This window comes from Paenibacillus sp. TAF43_2, from assembly GCF_052113545.1.
Lineage (GTDB): Bacteria > Bacillota > Bacilli > Paenibacillales > Paenibacillaceae > Pristimantibacillus.
The window spans coordinates 1-18,802 of the sequence record NZ_JBFRDK010000028.1; the positions used below are offsets into that span (position 1 = coordinate 1).

Sequence of the window (18,802 nt, forward strand, 5' to 3'; positions counted from 1 at the left end):
GCAGGGAACCGATATTTTCGCAGCGGAAGACGGTGTTGTACTCGTTGCCCAAAAGTGGAGCACATACGGAAATTGTGTCATTATTGACCATGGTAATGGCTTGTGGACGCTTTACGGACATATTCGTAATGGTGGAATCAAAGTTGAAAAAGGCGAAACCGTCAAGAAAGGCCAGAAAATTGCTGAGGTTGGCAGTACAGGCAATTCGACGGGACCACATTTACATTTTGAAGTGCGTAAAAACCAAACTCCTGTTAATCCAGGCGGATATTTAAAATAGGCAATCTTTCATAAAATACATCAAGAGGCAGCCCCTGTGGCTGCCTTGTTTAAAATCAAACATAAAATAAATGATAAAGTGATCATTTTTACCGAATAATGCAAATAATTGTAAGCGGCTTGTCATATACTAGAGTGGTCTTAAATCTAAGACCGTGTAAGATGAGAAGGTGGTGTAGACAGGTGCATTTCAAAGGACGGACAGTATTCGCGTTCGTTATGCTAACGATGATTGCATCCGTACTCGTTACGCTAACGATCGCGGACCAAATGATTAAACCGGACAAGCCAGCAGCGACTGCTCTTTCAGCAGCGGCAGCTGATGACGGTGATCGCTTCAGGCTTAAAAAAGAAGAGCTGACGAAGCTTAATGCGGTGCTGGAATTAATTGAAACAAAATATTATCAGAAGGTCGATCGCATGGAGCTGCTTGATGGTGCTGTAAGCGGAATGATGTCGTCGCTGGATGATCCCTATTCCGTTTACATGGAGAAGGACGTAGCTAAGCACTTTTCGGAATCGATCGAAGGCTCGTTTACAGGTATCGGTGCAGAGGTTACGCTTGAAAATGGACGCGTTGTCGTCGTTTCTCCGATTAAAGGCTCGCCGGCAGAACGTTCTGGCCTATTAGCGAAGGATATTTTGCTTTCGGTTAACGGTGCGAAGCTCGATGGACTGAATTTGCAGGATGCGGTAGCGAAGATTCGTGGTCCAAAAGGAACCAAAGCGAAAATTCAAGTACAGCGTGTCGGCTTTTCTGAACCGATCCAGCTCGTGCTCATTCGCGACGATATCGATGTGGAAACGGTATATGGCAGCCTGCAGCCGGATGGTACAGGCGTCATTGAAATCAGACAATTCTCACTGCATACGGCAGAGCGGTTTAAGCAGGAGCTCGCGAAGCTGGAGGAGCAAGGGATGAAGGGGCTTGTTCTTGATGTGCGCAACAATCCTGGGGGCGTTCTTCCCGTTGTTGTAGAGATCGCTCAAACCTTCCTAGCCAAAGGTACGACAGTTGTACAGGTAGAGGATCGTGAAGGAAACCGGGAAAAAACGCTGTCGAAGGGACAAGAAAAAACGTACCCCATAGCGGTTCTTATGAATAAAGGGAGCGCAAGCGCATCGGAAATATTGGCAGGAGCTCTGCAGGAAAGCGCGGGAGCGAAGCTCGTTGGCGAAACCTCCTTTGGCAAAGGCACTGTTCAAGTAAGCTACAACAAAGCGCTTGGCGACGGAAGCCTGCTCAAGATGACCATAGCCAAATGGTTAACGCCTAAGGGCAATTGGATTCATGAAAATGGCATAAAACCAGATCTTACGGTGCAGCCGCCGGATTTGTATACCGTTGCAAGACTTACTCTTTCCGATACGTTAAAGCAGGATATGCTGGGCGAACAAGTACGGAGCGTTCAAATTATGCTGCATGGTCTTGGATACCAACCAAAGCGTGAGGATGGTTACTTTGGAGCGGAGACGGCAGAAGCCGTTAAGAAATTCCAATCCGAGCATAGCTTGACGGCCACGGGACAGGTCGATAAGCAAACGGGTGAAACGCTTGAGAAGGAAGTTATTAAATGGATTCAGGATAAAAAGAATGATAAGCAGCTGCTTGAAGCAATTAAGGCGGTAGGCAGGAAATAATACGCGCATGTCGAATGAATAAGAGGTTGACTCTGTTTAACAGGGTCGGCCTTTTATTTTTTTAGGTTAATAAGGATATGGGGAACGAGCGAAGGAGTGTTAGCTTTGGAAACGGCGATCGAGTTATTGGAAATGCTCGGGCAAGCGGCTGTCCAATTAGTTGCACAGCCATTTTATTATATTGCGGTGTTATTCATTATTTTACAGTATACAAGGCAAATACGGGTGGAGAGGCAGATGTTTGCAGTAAAGCTGCATCATTGGCCAAGCTTGGTTTTTAAGGCGATGTTAACGGGTCTCTTGATTGGTGTGGCGGTTTCCATTGCAGGAGCATTCGTTGGCGTATCGTTGACAGGAAAAGCTGTTCTTTGGCTTTGGGCAGTTGCGGCTATCTTAATGCTGATTCGAATCAGATACTTATGTTTTGCGTATAGTGCAGGAGTCATTACTCTTCTTCAGTGGCTGCTCGGGTGGACAACGCTTACGGAGCGGACGGATTGGCTCGGTTCATTGGCTGTCTCCCTTGCAGGAATTGATGCTGCTGGTTTGCTTGTGCTTGTTGCGCTGCTTCATCTTGCAGAAGCTGTTCTTGTTCGCTGGCAAGGTGATCGATTATCAACGCCATTATTTCTTGAGGGTAAACGTGGAAAGCTCGTTGGCGGCTATATGCTGCAGGGCTTTTGGCCAGTTCCGCTGCTTATGCTGGTACCGACAGGGGCGAGCGGATCATCTATGACGGCATTGCCGTGGACACCATTATTTGGAGCAGATTGGTCGCAAGGCTGGTCGTTCGTAGCGTTGCCTATGATTATCGGATTTACGGAAATGACACGTTCTTTATTGCCGCGTGAAAAAGCGAAGCATGCCTCGAAAGGGCTGCTGCTGTACAGCCTATGCTTAGCTGGAGCAGCAATTCTGGCTTGGTGGCAGCCTATGCTGCTGCCGCTTGCTGCACTGGTTTCACTGCTGCTGCATGAGGCTATTATATGGAGAAGCCGGGTGAGAGAAGCGGCTTTATCGCCATTATATGTGCATGACTCACGCGGGCTGCGAATATTAGGAATCGTGCCAGGCACTCCAGCGGCATTAATGGGGCTTTTGACAGGCGAGATTTTGCACAAGGTTAATGGTGTGCGTGTGCGGACAAAAGAAGACCTTTATGAAGCACTTGTTCAAAACTCCGCATTTTGCAAGCTGGAAGTATTAAATCTTGAAGGTGAATTAAAATTTGCGCAACGGGCGCGATTTGCTGGTGAGCACCATCAGCTCGGGGTCATTCTAGCTCCCGATGAACAGGCCAACTATTATGCATCGGCTGGGCCAGCGTCATTGCTGCAGCTGCTGCGCAGCTATCATGCTTCTAATCGGCGCGATGCGCAGGCGGAGAGAATGGATAGCTAGTTATAGCTCGAAATAAAAAGGTTCTAAATAAAAAAAGGTGAATCAGGATATTCCTGATTCACCTTTTTTGCATCGTTTTAGTCACTTAGCGTCTTGTTCTTCTTTTGACTACAATTGTCGAAACACCTACAACGATCATTGCTAGTCCGAGCAGCTGCATAAGCAGGTAGCTGTTCTCGCCTGTTTTAGGCAATACAGGAACGTCTGGTGTTGTGATTCCGCCGCGAGGCGGTTCCTCTACATCAATTTCGAAGAAGATTTCTTCTTCATTGCCATCTTTATCTTTAACGATAATAGAGAATGTATCTTTTCCTTTAAATCCAGGGTCAGGAGTGTAAACCCATTTGCCATCTGGTGTAATGACAACTTTACCATGATCAGGCTTTACGCCTCCAACAGGCACGCTGCCATCAGGGACTTCCACTTCACCTTCAACTGGTTTGTCTACTTCCGTAACTTCCTTTTCTGTAGAAGTAGTCGGCGCAGGCGTCGCAACTGGTGTTGTCGTTGGCTTCGGCGTTGTCGTTGGTTTTGGTGTAGGTGTCGGTGCTATCGTTGGCGTCGGTGTTGGCACGATTACTTTGTTGTTTTTAACCGTGACCGAATTTCCCGATATAGAATTAATGGTGACACTTACTTCGCCGCTGCCGATGATGCTGTAACCAGCAGGTGCTGAGATTTCCTTCAATAGATAGCTGCCGAGAGGAAGCCCTGTGAAGGTTGCTTTGCCATTTGCAGCCGTCGTTTGTTTGCCGTAGCTCACATTAGAGCTGCTGTACAATTCAAATGTAGCGCCAGCAAGAACGATTGTTGTATTCGCACTGTCTACTTTGGTTACTTCCAGCCTGCCAAGAGGATCTCTTGTATTTTTGATCTCTTTTGATACAGCAGGCGCATTGATCGTAACGTTTACTTCGCCATTGCCAATCATGCTGTAGCCGGATGGAGCTGAGATTTCCTTCAGCACATAGGTGCCGTAAGGAAGATCTGTGAACGATATTTTACCGCTAGAAGACGTTGTTTGTTTGCCTAAGCTTACATTAGCGCTGTTGAATAGCTCAAACGTAGCCCCAGCAAGAACGACCGTTGTATTATCGTAATCTACTTTAGTGACTTCCAAGGTTCCGAGCAGCTTAGCATTTTTCACTTCTTTGCTTACAGTAGAGGCATTAATCACAACGCTTAACTCACCGCTGCCAATGATGCCGTAGTTGAATGGTGCTGAGATTTCTTTCAGCACGTAGCTGCCATAAGGAAGACCAGTGAAAGTTAGTTTGCCGGTTGAATCAGTTGTCTTTTTGCCTAGGCTGGCATTGGCGCTGTTGAATAGCTCAAATGTAGCTCCAGCAAGAACAATGGCAGTATTATCATTGTCTACTTTCGTTAATTCCAAGGTTCCGAGCAGCTGAATATTTTTAACCTCTTTTGATACAGTAGACGCATTAATCGTAACATTTACTTCACCGTTGCCGATGATGCTGTAGCCATAAGGTGCCGAGATTTCCTTCAGCACGTAGCTGCCGTAAGGAAGAGCCGTGAATATTGCTTTTCCGTTTGCAGCCGTCGTTTGTTTGCCCATGCTTACATTCGCGCTATTGAAAAGCTCGAACGTAGCTCCGGCAAGAACGATTGACGTATGATCATTGTCTACCTTGGTTACTTCAAGGCTGCCTTCTAGCTTTTCATTTTTCACTTTTTCAGATACTACAGCTGCATTAATGGTCACATTCACTTCGCCGCTGCCCATTATTTTGTAGTCTGCAGGTGCTGAAACTTCTTTTAGTACATAAGTGCCGTAAGAAAGGCCAGTAAAAGATACTTTGCCGCTGGTGTCTGTGGTCTTTTGACCCAAGCTTACATTGGCGCTGTTGAACAGCTCGAATGTTGCTCCTGAAAGAACGATTGCAGGATTAACGCTGTCTACTTTAGTGACTTCCAAAGTACCAAATAGCTTTGTATTTCCCACTTGTTTCGTAACAACAGAAGCATTAATCGTAACATTAACTTCACCGTTGCCGATAATGCTATAGCCGGCAGGCGCTGAAACTTCTTTCAGTACATAGCTGCCATAAGGAAGGCCGGTGAAAGCTGCTTTGCCGTTTGCGGCTGTTGTTTGTGTACCTTGGCTTACATTTGCGCTATTGAAAAGCTCGAACGTCGCTCCAGCAAGAACAGTTGCTGCATTAGCGGAGTCAACTTTCGTTACTTCCAAGCTGCCTAAAAGCTTCGCGTTTTTGATTTCCTTCACAACAGGAACGGTCGTTGAATTGATCGTTACCTCGTAGATGCCTGTACCATCAATTGCGTAGCCAGCTGGTGCACTTTTCTCTTTCAAAGTGTATTTACCGTAACGCAAGCCGTTATATTCAAGCTCGCCATTAGCGTTTTTAGATGGTGTGATTACACCGCCGGTCGAATTGCGTGTTAATTCAAAAACAGCGCCGGACAGCTTGAGCGTTGGATCATCTTTGTCAACTTTAACTACCTTTAAGTCGCCTTTATAGATACTGCCAGTGCCTTCTCCGCCGGATAATGCTATTTTCACCTCTGTCGCATTGTCAACGGGCTTGGAAATACCTCCAGCACCAGTAAAAGTAACCGTATTTGAAATGGTTTCTTTGTCTTTAGCATCAATAATGGATTGGTATTCAAGAATATAAGGTTTGGATATTTCATTGTTGAAGCTGAGCTCAAATGTCTCATCACTTGAAATAGCTGGATCCGTATTTTCCTTGAAAGTTAGTTTATAGCCATGAACCGGATCTGTAGGGCTAATAGCCGAACCAGTTTTGGTTACATTGCCGTTGCTATTTACGCTTGTAAGATAAAGCTTAAATGATTCTTTGACAAGCGTTTGTTTTTTGCTAGGCACATCATAAATTTTTGCTTCGTCAACAGTGGACTGACCACGGTTAATATAAATTGTCCAATTGACGGAGTCATCGTTTTGCTGGCCTTCTTTGAATACATATTCACCGGCTTTTGGTATCGTCACGGAAGCAGTAAGATCCTTCGTTGTATAACCAGTGCCGCTTAAATAAGCATGATTGTTAATTGTTTTTTCCGTTGCGCCAAGCACTTTTCCATCCACATCCGTTTTGAATGTGATGAGGTAAGGCTCAGTAATTGGATTAGTAAATGCAATCTGCCATTGGTTATTGTTGGCAGTCGTTGGAAGTACAATGCTGTAATTTCCTGTTGGAGCAACGAGTGCACCAGGGGTCGTAGAACCATTGCTGTTCACAGTCAGCTTGCGTACTTCAATCGATCCAGCCACGAGCTGTTGCACCGATTCCAGCGTATCTGTTACGACGGCATTGGCAATTGTTTTGCTATTGTAGTTAATGCCGATGTTCCATGTGATTTTTTTGTCTGTGGCATTATAGCTGCCATTCTTATAGCCGTTATCCTGTGTGTTCTTATTAGGCGTAAAAGTTGACGTTTCGGATTGATTTTTCTCTGATCCTACAGCAGTCTCTTTCCAGATCAGTTTGCCCGTATTTTTGAARGAGAAATTTGTATTAGAGAAATAGGATCCGTCCGTATAGTCGTATTTCGTTGTATATGAGATAGTATAAGTAGAATTGCCATCTGGAAAATCGATTTTGAAGCCTTTTGTAGTGTCAGTTGCACCGGCCGGATCATACGTGATGGTATAAAGCGGACTATTCACGACAATACCATTTTGCTTAACAACCAGGGTGCCAGGTACAAGCTTTAAGCCGCCGCTGACGAAAGTATCTTCAAATTTCAAACCAAACAAATTGTATTTATCTCTATTGATTTCAACATTCCAGTCTATCGTTCTATCTTTGTAGTTAGCATTACTATTTGTTTTATGCAAAAAGTGCTGCTTAACATCTACGGTGACCGTATTGGATTCTTTACTATCCGAATAAACCGTATTTTTAATTGCTTTATCGTCATACAAATTGCCAACTGGCTTGGTTTGGTAGGTTATTTTATAAGCGCCAGTGATTGGGTTATTGAAGGACAGCTTAAAACCGTTCTTGGTGTTTTGATTTTTGGGATGACTGCTTACATCATAGTCCAGAGTATAGTCAGTCGACGGTATTTCAGTTCCTGGCGTGCCAGCAACCGGATCGGCCACAGGGAATACTTTAATGGAACCTGGTACAAGCTCATGGCCTTTATCGAACAAATCAGTCAAAACAGCGCTTGCTATCGTATCTTCGCCAAAATTGTATTTAATGGTCCAATCGATGACTTGAGCAGCTTCATTATATGTACCTGATTTCTCAAGCAGTTTGCCGCGGCTGTTCGTTATCGTGTCTGAAGCAGAAACATCGGTAATATTGCTGCCCTTTAATGTAGCGGTATTTTTGAAGTTTGCTTTTGTAATGTCGGTAACTGCTGTATCAAATACAATGCGATAAACCGAATTTATATTTCCTAAGTCTAGCTGCAATTTATTATCAGGTGAAACGGGTGCAGTCACTTGATAGTCAGCAGGCGCATTTTGTAGTATTGGATTAGACAAGACGCCATCGGTGTCTGAAGTCATTTTGTAAACCTTGAGCGAGCCCGGCGTGAAAGTCAGACCAGCAGGAATCGTATCCGTGACAACGGCTCCGTTAACTTTTTTGAGATCCTTGTTCACATCAACTGTCCAAGTAATATTCTCAGCATTAAAGCTCTTATCCGGTGTTCCCTTTTTGCTAATTGGAGATGTCACACCTTTAGGTGCAATCGGAATGGTGATGGTATCGCCGATATTAAATTTAATAGGTACTTCCGTTTGGTTGCCGACGCTTACTTTTGTGAAAAAACTCCAGAAACTGAGTGTTCCGGAAACAGGTGTCCCTTTGTTGATCTGCTCATTAAATGTGACAGTAACCTTATGCCCATTTAACTGATAGGTTCCAACGCTAGGTTCACCAGGTGGAGCACTTAAGGGTTTCTCTGTAATATTTCCGCTGTGCATGACTAATTCTGGAGGCAGATCAAATGTGAATTGATCACCCATGGAGTACTTATGATCCTCGGGAAGCTCCCACTCGTAGTTTAACGAGAGAATATCTTTGTCAAGGTTGACACGGATTTCAGGATTGACATAATAAACAGAATTATAAACTGAAGCGATAACTGAATTAGGTGTAGCTGTGTCAGTCAAAGTCATTTTAGTAATAATATTATCATTAATAGCAGCTGCCTCTACCGGCTTCAAAATACCGGCAAAGTTTACGTATTGAAAAATTAGCAAAAAAGCGATCATGAGTGCGGTTGTCTTTTTTCTCATTTCTTGGTATCCTCCATCTTAAAATGCTCAAGTATTCATTTATTTCTAGTTATTTGGAGCTAGCAGCAAAACATCATTCCTTTCTCTGTTAAAATGAGCTTCATGTAGTGATCGGCCTGCTGTTAGTTGGGAGAGTTATGTATATAAGGGTGCTTTGCGAGAAAAGCGCCGACCTGACAGAGAGGTAGGAGTACTTGATGGCATTTTTGGTTAAAAATGCATGATAACCGTACACGATTTCGGCATATTACGATCTATTCCAACATAGTTCTTATTCTATAGAACAGTACTATACAATTTCTGAACAAGTTAGGTCTTTTTGCTCATATATAGTTACAAAAGCATGAATGATTTTGGAAAAAAAGCCGATATGAAAATAGATAAACGAAAATTTCTAATTGTAAACAAATTTGGATGATTGTGAACGTGATAGGAGTGTAGAAAAATGAGGGTTCTTGTAATCGATGATGAAAGACTGGCTCTCGTTCAACTGGAGCGGGTGCTCCGCCAATCGATGGAAATAACGAGCATTGATGTGTTTCAAAATCCAAAACAAGCAGTGGAGCAGGCGAGTGAGCTGCAGCCTGATGTTGTTTTTCTAGATATCCATATGCCTGAATTATCTGGCATTCAAGCAGCCGAGCTTATTCAAGAAATATGTCCGCAAGCAGATATTGTTTTTGTCACGGCGCATGATGAATACGCGATAAAGGCGTTTGAGCTGAATGCAGTTGATTATTTGTTAAAACCGCTTCAGAAATCGCGCGTTGAGATAACAATCGAACGTTTATTGAAGCGCAGGAGCATAAAACCGTTGTCGAAAGAAATTGAGAAGCAGGAGCAGACCGTTTATTGTTTTAAAACGCTGCGTTTTCAATCCTCCCATGGACAGCTTCCAGAGCTGCCGAAATGGCGAACCGCTAAAGCCCAGGAGCTTTTTTGTTATCTGCTGCATCACCGCGGGCAAATTGTACACAAGTCGATACTGCTCGATTTATTTTTTCCAGAGATGGATATGAAGCGAGCGATGACACAGCTGTACACGGCTATCTATCAAATTAGGCAATGCCTTCAGAAAATGAACATGAACATAGCGATTCATAATTCCAGTATTCAAGAAGGTTATATTCTCGATATGGGACAAGTCGTTCTTGATATGGAGCAGTGGGAGCAAGGTATGGTAAAGCTTAGCGGTTCGATTTCAGAGGATCAGGATCAGGCTTTGCGGCTGCTAGGTGAATATGAGGGCGACTATTTACAGGATTACGGATATCTATGGGCGGAGTATGAGCGAGAGCGTTTGCGTCAGCTATGGCTGAGTTTGGCGAGGATGTTAGCTGCTTATTATTTGGAGCGCGGCGATCGAACAAGCGATGCATTGCAATTGTATGAAAGAATACAAACGATGGACCCTTACCAGGAGGAGGAGGGGCTGATCGTGATGAGGCTTTATGATGAGCTGGGCTGTTACGATAAGGTGACTTTCCACTATGAGCGTCTTCTTCAAACGATAGAAAATGATCTGGGACTTACCGTTCCTTTGCAGGTGACGGAGTGGTACAAGCAATGGCAGGAGAAGAAAAACGGCAAGGAAATGCTTTTATGAAAGAGGAACAACAGCATAAATGAGAATACATCAGCGCAGGCGAGCAACTGACTATGCTGTACGTATTCTTTTTTTGTTTTCCGACGTTGCGCGACTTTAAGGATAACGTTATAATAGATGGGAACAAACATTCTTATTTTGAAATATCAGATGAAATGAAATGACTATATTTGACTATAATGATAAGAGCATATATTTCGGAATGATGGGGGTGGATGATAGGCGTGAGTGAGCTCGCAAAAGAAACAAGGCTGTTTGAGTTAAAATCGGATTATACGCCGCAAGGCGATCAACCAAAGGCAATCGAACAGCTTATAGAAGGTATTCATGCAGGTAAGAGACATCAGACGCTTCTGGGAGCAACGGGTACAGGCAAGACGTACACAATTGCGAACATGATCGAGAAGCTAAACCGGCCAACGCTTGTAATTGCCCATAATAAGACGCTGGCAGCACAGCTGTGCAGTGAGTTCAAAACTTTTTTCCCTGACAATGCAGTAGAGTATTTTGTGAGCTACTATGATTATTATCAGCCGGAAGCATACATTCCTTCAACCGATACATTTATTGAGAAGGACTCCAGCATAAACGATGAGATCGATAAGCTTCGACATTCAGCGACGAGCTCTTTGTTTGAACGCCGTGATGTGATCATCGTAGCGAGCGTTTCCTGTATTTACGGTCTCGGATCTCCGACGGAATACGGCGGCCTCGTGCTTTCGCTCCGTGTAGGGATGGAGAAGTCGCGGGATGCGATTCTGCATAAGCTGGTCGATATTCAATATCAGCGCAACGATATCAGCTTTACGCGCGGAACGTTCCGTGTTCGCGGCGACATTGTTGAGATCTTCCCAGTCGCCAATAATGAGCGGGCTATTCGTGTAGAGCTCTTTGGTGATGAGATTGAGCGCATTTCAGAAATTGATGTGCTCACCGGCGAAATCATTGGCGAACGCGATCATATTGCCATTTTCCCTGCTTCTCACTTCGTTACTCAAGAAGAGACGATGAAGGTAGCGCTCGTCAATATTGAGAGGGAGCTGGAGGAACGACTCGCCGAGCTTCGCGAAGCAGGCAAGCTGCTCGAAGCACAGCGGCTGGAGCAGCGGACGCGCTATGATTTGGAAATGATGGCGGAGATGGGCTTTTGCTCAGGCATTGAGAACTATTCGGGGCCGCTCACTTTTAGAGAGCGAGGGGCAACGCCTTATACGCTGCTTGATTATTTCCCTGATGATATGGTTATTGTTATTGATGAGTCCCATGTGTCGCTGCCACAGATTCGAGCGATGTATAACGGTGACCGGGCGCGTAAAGAGATGCTCGTTAATCATGGCTTCCGCCTTCCGTCAGCGATGGATAACAGGCCGCTGCGCTTCGAGGAGTTCGAGGCGAAGGCCAAGCAGCTCGTTTATGTATCTGCAACGCCAGGTCCTTACGAAATTGAGCATACCGACAAAATGATCGAACAAATTATTCGTCCTACCGGTCTAATTGATCCGATTATTGATGTCCGCCCAACGAAGGGACAAATCGATGACTTGCTGAACGAGATTCGGGATCGCATTGCGAAGGACGAACGGGTTCTTGTTACAACGCTGACGAAGAAGATGTCAGAGGATTTAACTGATTATATGAAGGAGATAGGCATTAAGGTAAGATATCTCCATTCCGATATTAAGACGTTGGAGCGATTGGCCATATTGCGTGACCTTAGGCTCGGCGTTTTCCACGTGCTCATTGGAATCAACCTGCTTCGAGAGGGCCTTGATTTGCCTGAGGTGTCGCTCGTTACGATTCTCGATGCGGACAAAGAAGGTTTCCTTCGCTCGGATCGTGCGCTTATTCAAACGATCGGACGTGCGGCGAGAAACAGTGAAGGGCGCGTCATCATGTACGGTGATAAGATTACCGATTCTATGGATCGCGCGATCAAAGAAACAGAGCGCCGCCGTACCATTCAGCTGGCATACAACGAGAAACACGGCGTTACGCCGCAAACGATAAAGAAAAAGGTTCACGATGTAATTGAAGCGACGAAGGTAGCCGAGCAGAAAGCCGACTACTTAACCGGTGCCGGCGTGGACAAAATGACCAAGAAAGACCGTCTGGCGCTTGTTCAAAGGCTGGAAGCGGAAATGAAAGACGCAGCAAAAAACTTGCAGTTCGAACGTGCAGCAGAACTGCGGGATGCGCTGCTTGAACTGCGTGCCGAGATGGGCTAAGAAGTAGGAGGAGAAACGATTGGCTAGCGATAAAATAGTTGTGAAGGGCGCTCGCGCCCATAATCTAAAAAACATTGACGTCACGATACCGCGCGACAAATTTGTGGTACTGACGGGGTTAAGCGGCTCCGGTAAATCTTCACTTGCATTTGATACCATCTATGCAGAGGGACAGCGTCGTTACGTTGAATCATTATCCGCTTATGCACGCCAATTTCTTGGGCAAATGGAAAAGCCGGATGTTGATTCTATTGATGGGCTTTCACCAGCTATATCTATTGATCAGAAGACAACAAGCCGCAATCCGCGTTCTACGGTCGGAACGGTTACTGAAATTTATGATTATTTGCGGCTCTTATTTGCCCGTATCGGCAAGCCGCATTGTCCAGAGCATGGGATCGAAATAACGTCGCAGACCGTTGAACAAATGGTTGACCGAATTATGGAATACCCGGAGAAGACGAAGCTGCAAATTTTGGCTCCGCTTATTTCAGGCCGCAAAGGGGAGCATGCCAAGCTGCTCGCAGACATTCAGAAGCAAGGTTTTGTTCGTGTACGCGTGAATGGTGAATTGCGAGAGCTCAGCGAGAAGATTGAGTTGGAAAAAAATAAAAAGCACAGCATCGAAGTGGTTGTCGACCGTATCGTCGTGAAATCAGATATTCAAACGAGGCTTGCGGATTCAATCGAAACTGCACTGAAAATTTCTGAGGGCCGCGTGCTCGTTGATATCATCGATCAGGAGGAGCTTCTATTCAGCTCAAATCTGGCTTGTCCAGAATGCGGTTTTAGTATCGAAGAGCTGGAGCCGCGCATGTTCTCGTTCAATAGTCCTTACGGGGCATGTCCGGATTGTGATGGTTTAGGCATGAAAATGATCGTTGATCCAGATTTGCTCGTACCTGATATGAGCAAGTCGATTGCGGATGCTGCTTTCCTTGCTTGGGCGGGCAGTACGTCAAATTATTATCCGCAGTTTCTAAGTGCGGTTTGCGTGCATTATGGCATACCGCAGGATGTTCCGGTATCCGAGCTTGAGCCGGAGCAGATGAAAAAGATATTATATGGAACAGGCGGAGAGCGTGTACGTTTCTTATATGAGAACGATTTTGGGCACCGCAAAGAGGCTTATGTTCCATTCGAAGGCATCGTTCATAACCTTGAGCGGCGTTATAGAGATACCGCATCGGATATGATGCGCGAGCATATTGAGAACTATATGAGTGCTAAGCCATGTGCAGGCTGTAAGGGACAACGTCTTCGCAAGGAAACTTTAGCGGTTACGATCAACGCGCAGCACATTTCCCAAGTCACCTCCTTATCTATTGGAGATGCACAGCGGTACTTTGATTCGTTAAAGCTGTCTCAGAAGGAAATAGCAATCGCAAACTTGATCTTGAAAGAGATCAACAGCCGACTAGGTTTCCTTGTAAATGTAGGATTAGAGTATTTGTCATTAAGCCGCGCAGCGGGTACACTGTCAGGCGGAGAAGCACAGCGTATTCGATTGGCAACACAAATCGGCTCAAGCCTTATGGGCGTCCTTTATATATTGGACGAGCCAAGCATTGGGCTGCACCAAAGAGATAATGATCGCTTGATTGAGACGCTTGAGCATATGCGCAACCTTGGAAATACGCTCATCGTCGTTGAGCATGACGAGGATACGATGCTGGCAGCCGATTATATTATCGACATCGGGCCTGGAGCGGGTATACACGGAGGCATGGTCATTGCAGAAGGTACGCCAGAGGAAGTGATGGCGAATGAAAACTCATTGACGGGCCAATATTTGAGTGGACGCAAGTTTATTGAAGTGCCTTCCGAGCGCCGCAAGACAAGCGACAAGTGGTTAGAGGTTCGTGGCGCGAAGGAGAACAATTTAAGAAACGTAAATGTGAAGATTCCACTTGGTGTATTCTCAGCGGTAACCGGTGTTTCGGGTTCTGGGAAGTCGACCTTCGTTAATGAAATTTTGTACAAAACGTTAGCGCGTGATTTGAACAAAGCGAAGACGCGTCCTGGACAGTACAAGGAAATGCGAGGCATCGAGCATTTGGAGAAGGTCATCGATATTGACCAATCGCCAATCGGCCGAACGCCAAGATCTAATCCAGCTACGTATACCGGAGTATTTGATGATATCCGTGATTTGTATGCGAGTACGACGGAATCGAAAGTACGCGGCTACAAGAAGGGAAGATTCAGCTTCAATGTGAAGGGCGGACGCTGCGAAGCCTGTCGCGGAGATGGAATTATTAAGATTGAGATGCATTTCCTTCCTGATGTCTATGTGCCTTGTGAGATTTGCAAAGGTAAACGATATAATCGAGAGACGCTGGAAGTGAAATACAAAGGTAAAAATATTGCGGAAGTGCTGGAAATGACCATAGAGGACGGCTGTTCATTCTTCGAGAACATTCCTCGTATTCATCGGAAAGTCCAGACGCTGCTTGATGTAGGTCTTGGTTATATGAAGCTGGGTCAACCAGCTACCACATTATCAGGTGGTGAAGCGCAGCGCGTTAAGCTGGCTGCTGAGCTTTATCGTCGTTCCACGGGCAAGACGCTTTACATTTTGGATGAACCAACAACGGGCTTGCACGTACATGACATCGACAGATTGTTGACCGTTCTTCACCGCTTGGTTGATTCAGGTGAATCCGTGCTCGTTATTGAGCATAACTTGGACGTCATTAAGACGGCGGATTATTTGATAGACCTAGGTCCAGAAGGCGGCAATGGCGGCGGTATGATTGTGGCAACAGGCACGCCGGAACAGGTTATCAAAGTTGAGCAATCGTATACGGGCAAATATTTAAAACCGATTCTTGAGCGTGACCGCGAACGTACAACAGCGCGTCATAAAGAGAATCTGAAGGTTGCTGCGGCAGCCGAATAAAGAAGTGAAAAGAGGGAGCAAGCTGAGTATTCACTCAGTTTGCTCTCTCTTTTTTTTGCATATTTTCAACCTAAATAAAATGAAACAACAATTAAGAATAAACGAAAGTGATTAAGCTCAAAAAAACGTGTGAACAGATAAAAAGTAAAATATGTTCCAAAATACAAAGATCTAATTCTTATGAGCCTCCCGTTTTTTTTCTAAAATGAAGCATATAAACAAAGTTTGAAGGAGGAGCTTCATGAGACAGAAAAAAACGTTAGTCCAGCTCAGTATGGGAGCAAGGGAGCAAATTGCAGGCTATTTATTCGTTGCTCCTTTAATGATCGGACTCGTTGTACTTACATTGATTCCTGTATTAGGATCACTGCTGCTTAGCTTTACGAGTTGGAATTTTGTTGCGGGAATTGATGCAATAAAATTTGTAGGTTTTGATAATTTTGAACGGCTGTTTAATGACTCTGTTTTTATGAAAAGTTTAGTAAACAATCTCATCTTCATTATTACGGTGCCCATTACGATCGTACTGGCATTGGTGCTGTCGATCATTATTGATAAGCATGTGTACTTGAAGGATATGTTTAAAGTTGTTTACTTTTTACCGTACATTTCTAGTGTTGTGGCTGTAGCTATGGTATGGCAGGTGCTCTTCCATCCTTCGTATRGACCGGTAAACAATTTCTTAATTTCGATCGGATTCGAGAATCCACCGAAGTGGCTGGCTGATATCGATTATGCGATGCCATCGTTGATGATGATTCAAATTTGGATTCTGCTGGGCTATAACATTATTATTTTCATAGCTGGCTTGCAGGGCATACCGAAAGATCTTTATGAAGCAGCTGACATTGACGGCGCGAATACATGGACTAAATTCCGTAAAATTACGGTGCCTTGCATATCGCCAACTACGTTCTTCCTGCTCGTAACTGGAATTATTGGTACTTTCAAAATTTTCGATTTGATTCAAGTGTTAACACAGGGTGGTCCCGCTAACTCAACGACCGTTATCGTATATGAATTATATGACACGGCATTCAATCAATTAAAAACAGGCTACGCATCGAGTATGGCTCTCGTACTTTTTGTCATTTGCCTAGCTATAACGGGCTTGCAGATGCTCGCACAAAAAAAATGGGTGAATTATTAATTCAGGAAGGAGGAATTGGCAATGAAAAATGTGAATGTGTCCAAAATCGTATGGACAATTATTATGGCCGCCTTCGGCATGATGTCGCTGCTCCCATTCTTGTGGATGCTGACCACCTCATTTAAACCGGAAGCAGATGTATTCAACTTTCCAATTGAATGGATTCCAACGAAATGGCATCTGATCGAAAATTACAAACAAGTGTGGACAGGAGGGTTTCTCCGGTATTACACAAACTCCATATACATTACTTTAACGACAACCGTGATCAATGTATTCGTATGTGCACTGGCAGCGTTCGGCTTCTCTAAACTGCGTTTCCGAGGCAGAGACACGATGTTCCTTCTTGTTCTTGCCTTATATATGGTGCCGCCACAAGCGTCGTTGGTACCGCAATTTTTATTGTTCAACTGGTTGAACCTCATCGATACGCATATTGGTCTTATTCTTATTAACAGCTTTAGTATTATTGGAGCGTTTATGCTCAGACAATTTTTTATGGGCGTAAATAATGAATATATGGAATCAGCGCGCATGGATGGTGCAGGCCATTTCCGTTCCTTTTTTCAAATTGCACTGCCGCTCATTCGTCCGGGTCTAGCAACCTACGCGATTCTGCGATTTATATGGACATGGAATGATTACCAGTATCCGCTTATCTTTTTGAAGTCGAAGGATCTATTTACGATTCAGTTGGGCATTAGGCTTTTTGGAGACCAATATGGTGATATTTACTCCCTTATGATGGCAGGCGCAGTATCGGCGATCGTTCCTTTGCTCATTATTTTTGCGATTGGTCAAAAACAGGTTATCGAAGGCATTTCTCTTGGCGGTGTAAAAGGGTAACAAAGTCAAAATAGTTTCTCTTCAGTAAAATATGGGAACTTCGAATCAGAAATGAACGTGGTAGGATTTGTTTGTAGACGTTTTCATAACTAGTCGTGTTATAAATATTAGGAGGGTTACGATGAAAAAGAGATTATCGATGATGTTATTGGGGTTAGCAGTATTCGCATCGGCTTGTTCCGGGGGCAATAATGGTGGAAATTCAAATGCTGGCGGTGCGACAAACGCGACTAATGCTCCAAAAGAGCCAGCAGCAGAGCAAGTAACACTGAAGCTAAGCACGTGGCAAACGGACGGCAAGGCAAAGTGGACGGAAGTTATTTCGGCTTTTGAAGAAAAACATCCGAATATTAAGGTAGAACTTGACCTCTTGAATGAAAAAGGTGATTCCATTGCTTCCATGCAAAAGCTGGATCTAATGGCTGCATCCAATGATCAGCTTGATATTATCGAATTGCCTTACACGAACTATTCACAGCGCGCCGATATTGGATTGCTGGAGCCTTTGGATAGCTATATCGAAAAGGATGGCTATAAATACGAAGACGAGTACCTTGTAGACACAAAGGTAAACGATAAAATCTACGCTTTGCCTTCCTCCATGCAGCGTTGGTTCGTGCTTTTGAATAAAGAAATGCTCGACGAGGCTGGATTGCCCGTTCCAACGGACTGGACTTGGAAAGAGTTTATGGAATATGCGCAAAAATTAACGAAGGGCGAAGGAACAACGAAACGTTATGGAGCTTATTTGCATAACTGGCCGGATTACTTCCAGCTGCAAATGATGAGCAAGCCTTCGGAAAATACATTCCTGAAAGCGGATGGCACATCCAATGCGACGGACCCTGTGCTTAAAGCAAACTTGGAAATGATGAAAAAAATGATGTATGAAGACAAGAGCGCTAATATGTACGAGGATATTATTTCGCAAAAGCTTGCTTACCGCAACCAATATTTCAACGGTCTAGCCGCAATGCTGCCGATGGGTGACTGGATGGTAGCTGAGTCCGGAGGTACGGATGCCATTCCAGCTAATTTCGTAACTGCATTCGCACCGCTTCCGAAATTGGATGGCGAAAGCAAACACTATTCTCCAGTACAACCGACTTATATGGGAGTAGCAGCGAAATCGAAAAACAAAGAAGCAGCTTATACCTTTGTAAGATGGTATACCTCTGAAGGTCTTGCTGTCAGCGGCCGTGTATTCTCCGGCTGGGCGAAGTCTGATTCCAGCAAGCTTATCGATACCATTGTGGCGGCAGCAAAAGATCCTTCAAAAATCGATGTAGAGTCATTGAAATATACGATGAGCACTACGGTTCCAGGAAATGCGCCAGTACCTGCCAAATATGCAGATGAAGCGAAAAATACAGTTATTCCAGAAGCGGAATTGTATATCTTAGGCAAACAAGACGTGGATACAACGATTGCGAACATTGATAAAAATATCGCAGAGGTTGTTAAGAATAACGGAAATTAATGACGAGTTTTA

The 18,802-nt window shown here is 44.5% G+C and carries 10 protein-coding genes; 9 read left to right on the forward strand and 1 reads right to left on the reverse strand.

Going from position 1 to position 18,802, the window contains the following annotated elements:
* The 3 genes from AB4Z17_RS08635 to AB4Z17_RS08645 all read left to right on the forward strand — a co-directional run.
* The coding region (locus tag AB4Z17_RS08635; RefSeq protein ID WP_441959280.1) for a M23 family metallopeptidase at nucleotides 1–280 on the forward strand (280 nt) is incomplete at its 5' end.
* A 182-nt stretch (nucleotides 281–462) separates the two neighbouring features.
* On the forward strand, nucleotides 463–1,920 hold the full coding sequence (locus tag AB4Z17_RS08640) for a S41 family peptidase (protein WP_441910232.1): 1,458 nt from the start codon (nucleotides 463–465) through the stop codon (nucleotides 1,918–1,920).
* 105 nt (nucleotides 1,921–2,025) lie between these two features.
* Nucleotides 2,026–3,321: a PDZ domain-containing protein gene (locus AB4Z17_RS08645; protein WP_441959281.1), complete on the forward strand. Its 1,296-nt coding sequence runs from the start codon at nucleotides 2,026–2,028 to the stop codon at nucleotides 3,319–3,321.
* 85 nt (nucleotides 3,322–3,406) lie between these two features.
* On the opposite strand, the gene AB4Z17_RS08650 is transcribed toward AB4Z17_RS08645, so the two are convergent.
* Nucleotides 3,407–8,581, reverse strand: a complete 5,175-nt coding sequence (locus tag AB4Z17_RS08650; protein WP_441959282.1) for a SpaA isopeptide-forming pilin-related protein — start codon at nucleotides 8,579–8,581, stop codon at nucleotides 3,407–3,409.
* A 445-nt stretch (nucleotides 8,582–9,026) separates the two neighbouring features.
* On the opposite strand from AB4Z17_RS08650, the gene AB4Z17_RS08655 reads away from it, so the two are divergent.
* From AB4Z17_RS08655 to AB4Z17_RS08680, 6 genes are all read left to right on the forward strand, one after another.
* Entirely contained in the window at nucleotides 9,027–10,187 is a 1,161-nt protein-coding gene (locus tag AB4Z17_RS08655; RefSeq protein ID WP_441959283.1) for a response regulator, read from the forward strand.
* Between the two features lie 224 nt (nucleotides 10,188–10,411).
* A complete protein-coding gene (uvrB, locus tag AB4Z17_RS08660) occupies nucleotides 10,412–12,412 on the forward strand; it encodes an excinuclease ABC subunit UvrB (RefSeq protein ID WP_441910236.1) in 2,001 nt (666 codons plus the stop codon).
* Nucleotides 12,413–12,431: 19 nt separating this feature from the next.
* A complete protein-coding gene (uvrA, locus tag AB4Z17_RS08665) occupies nucleotides 12,432–15,314 on the forward strand; it encodes an excinuclease ABC subunit UvrA (RefSeq protein ID WP_441959285.1) in 2,883 nt (960 codons plus the stop codon).
* A 241-nt stretch (nucleotides 15,315–15,555) separates the two neighbouring features.
* The gene (locus tag AB4Z17_RS08670; RefSeq protein WP_441959286.1) at nucleotides 15,556–16,464 is read left to right on the forward strand and encodes a carbohydrate ABC transporter permease; all 909 of its coding nucleotides are present in this window, start codon (nucleotides 15,556–15,558) and stop codon (nucleotides 16,462–16,464) included.
* Nucleotides 16,465–16,485: 21 nt separating this feature from the next.
* Nucleotides 16,486–17,310 carry a carbohydrate ABC transporter permease gene (locus AB4Z17_RS08675; protein ID WP_339205323.1) on the forward strand — a complete coding sequence of 275 codons (825 nt, stop codon included), beginning with the start codon at nucleotides 16,486–16,488 and terminating at the stop codon, nucleotides 17,308–17,310.
* A gap of 121 nt (nucleotides 17,311–17,431) precedes the next feature.
* On the forward strand, nucleotides 17,432–18,790 hold the full coding sequence (locus AB4Z17_RS08680) for an ABC transporter substrate-binding protein (protein ID WP_076266158.1): 1,359 nt from the start codon (nucleotides 17,432–17,434) through the stop codon (nucleotides 18,788–18,790).
* The last annotated feature ends 12 nt before the right edge of the window (nucleotides 18,791–18,802 follow it).

What these genes read in the sequence shown, in the direction of transcription:
- AB4Z17_RS08655 (WP_441959283.1), top strand. Translation starts at nt 9,027, where the DNA reads ATGAGGGTTCTTGTAATCGATGATGAAAGACTGGCTCTCGTTCAACTG.
- AB4Z17_RS08680 (WP_076266158.1), top strand. Translation starts at nt 17,432, where the DNA reads ATGAAAAAGAGATTATCGATGATGTTATTGGGGTTAGCAGTATTCGCA.
- AB4Z17_RS08675 (WP_339205323.1), top strand. Translation starts at nt 16,486, where the DNA reads ATGAAAAATGTGAATGTGTCCAAAATCGTATGGACAATTATTATGGCC.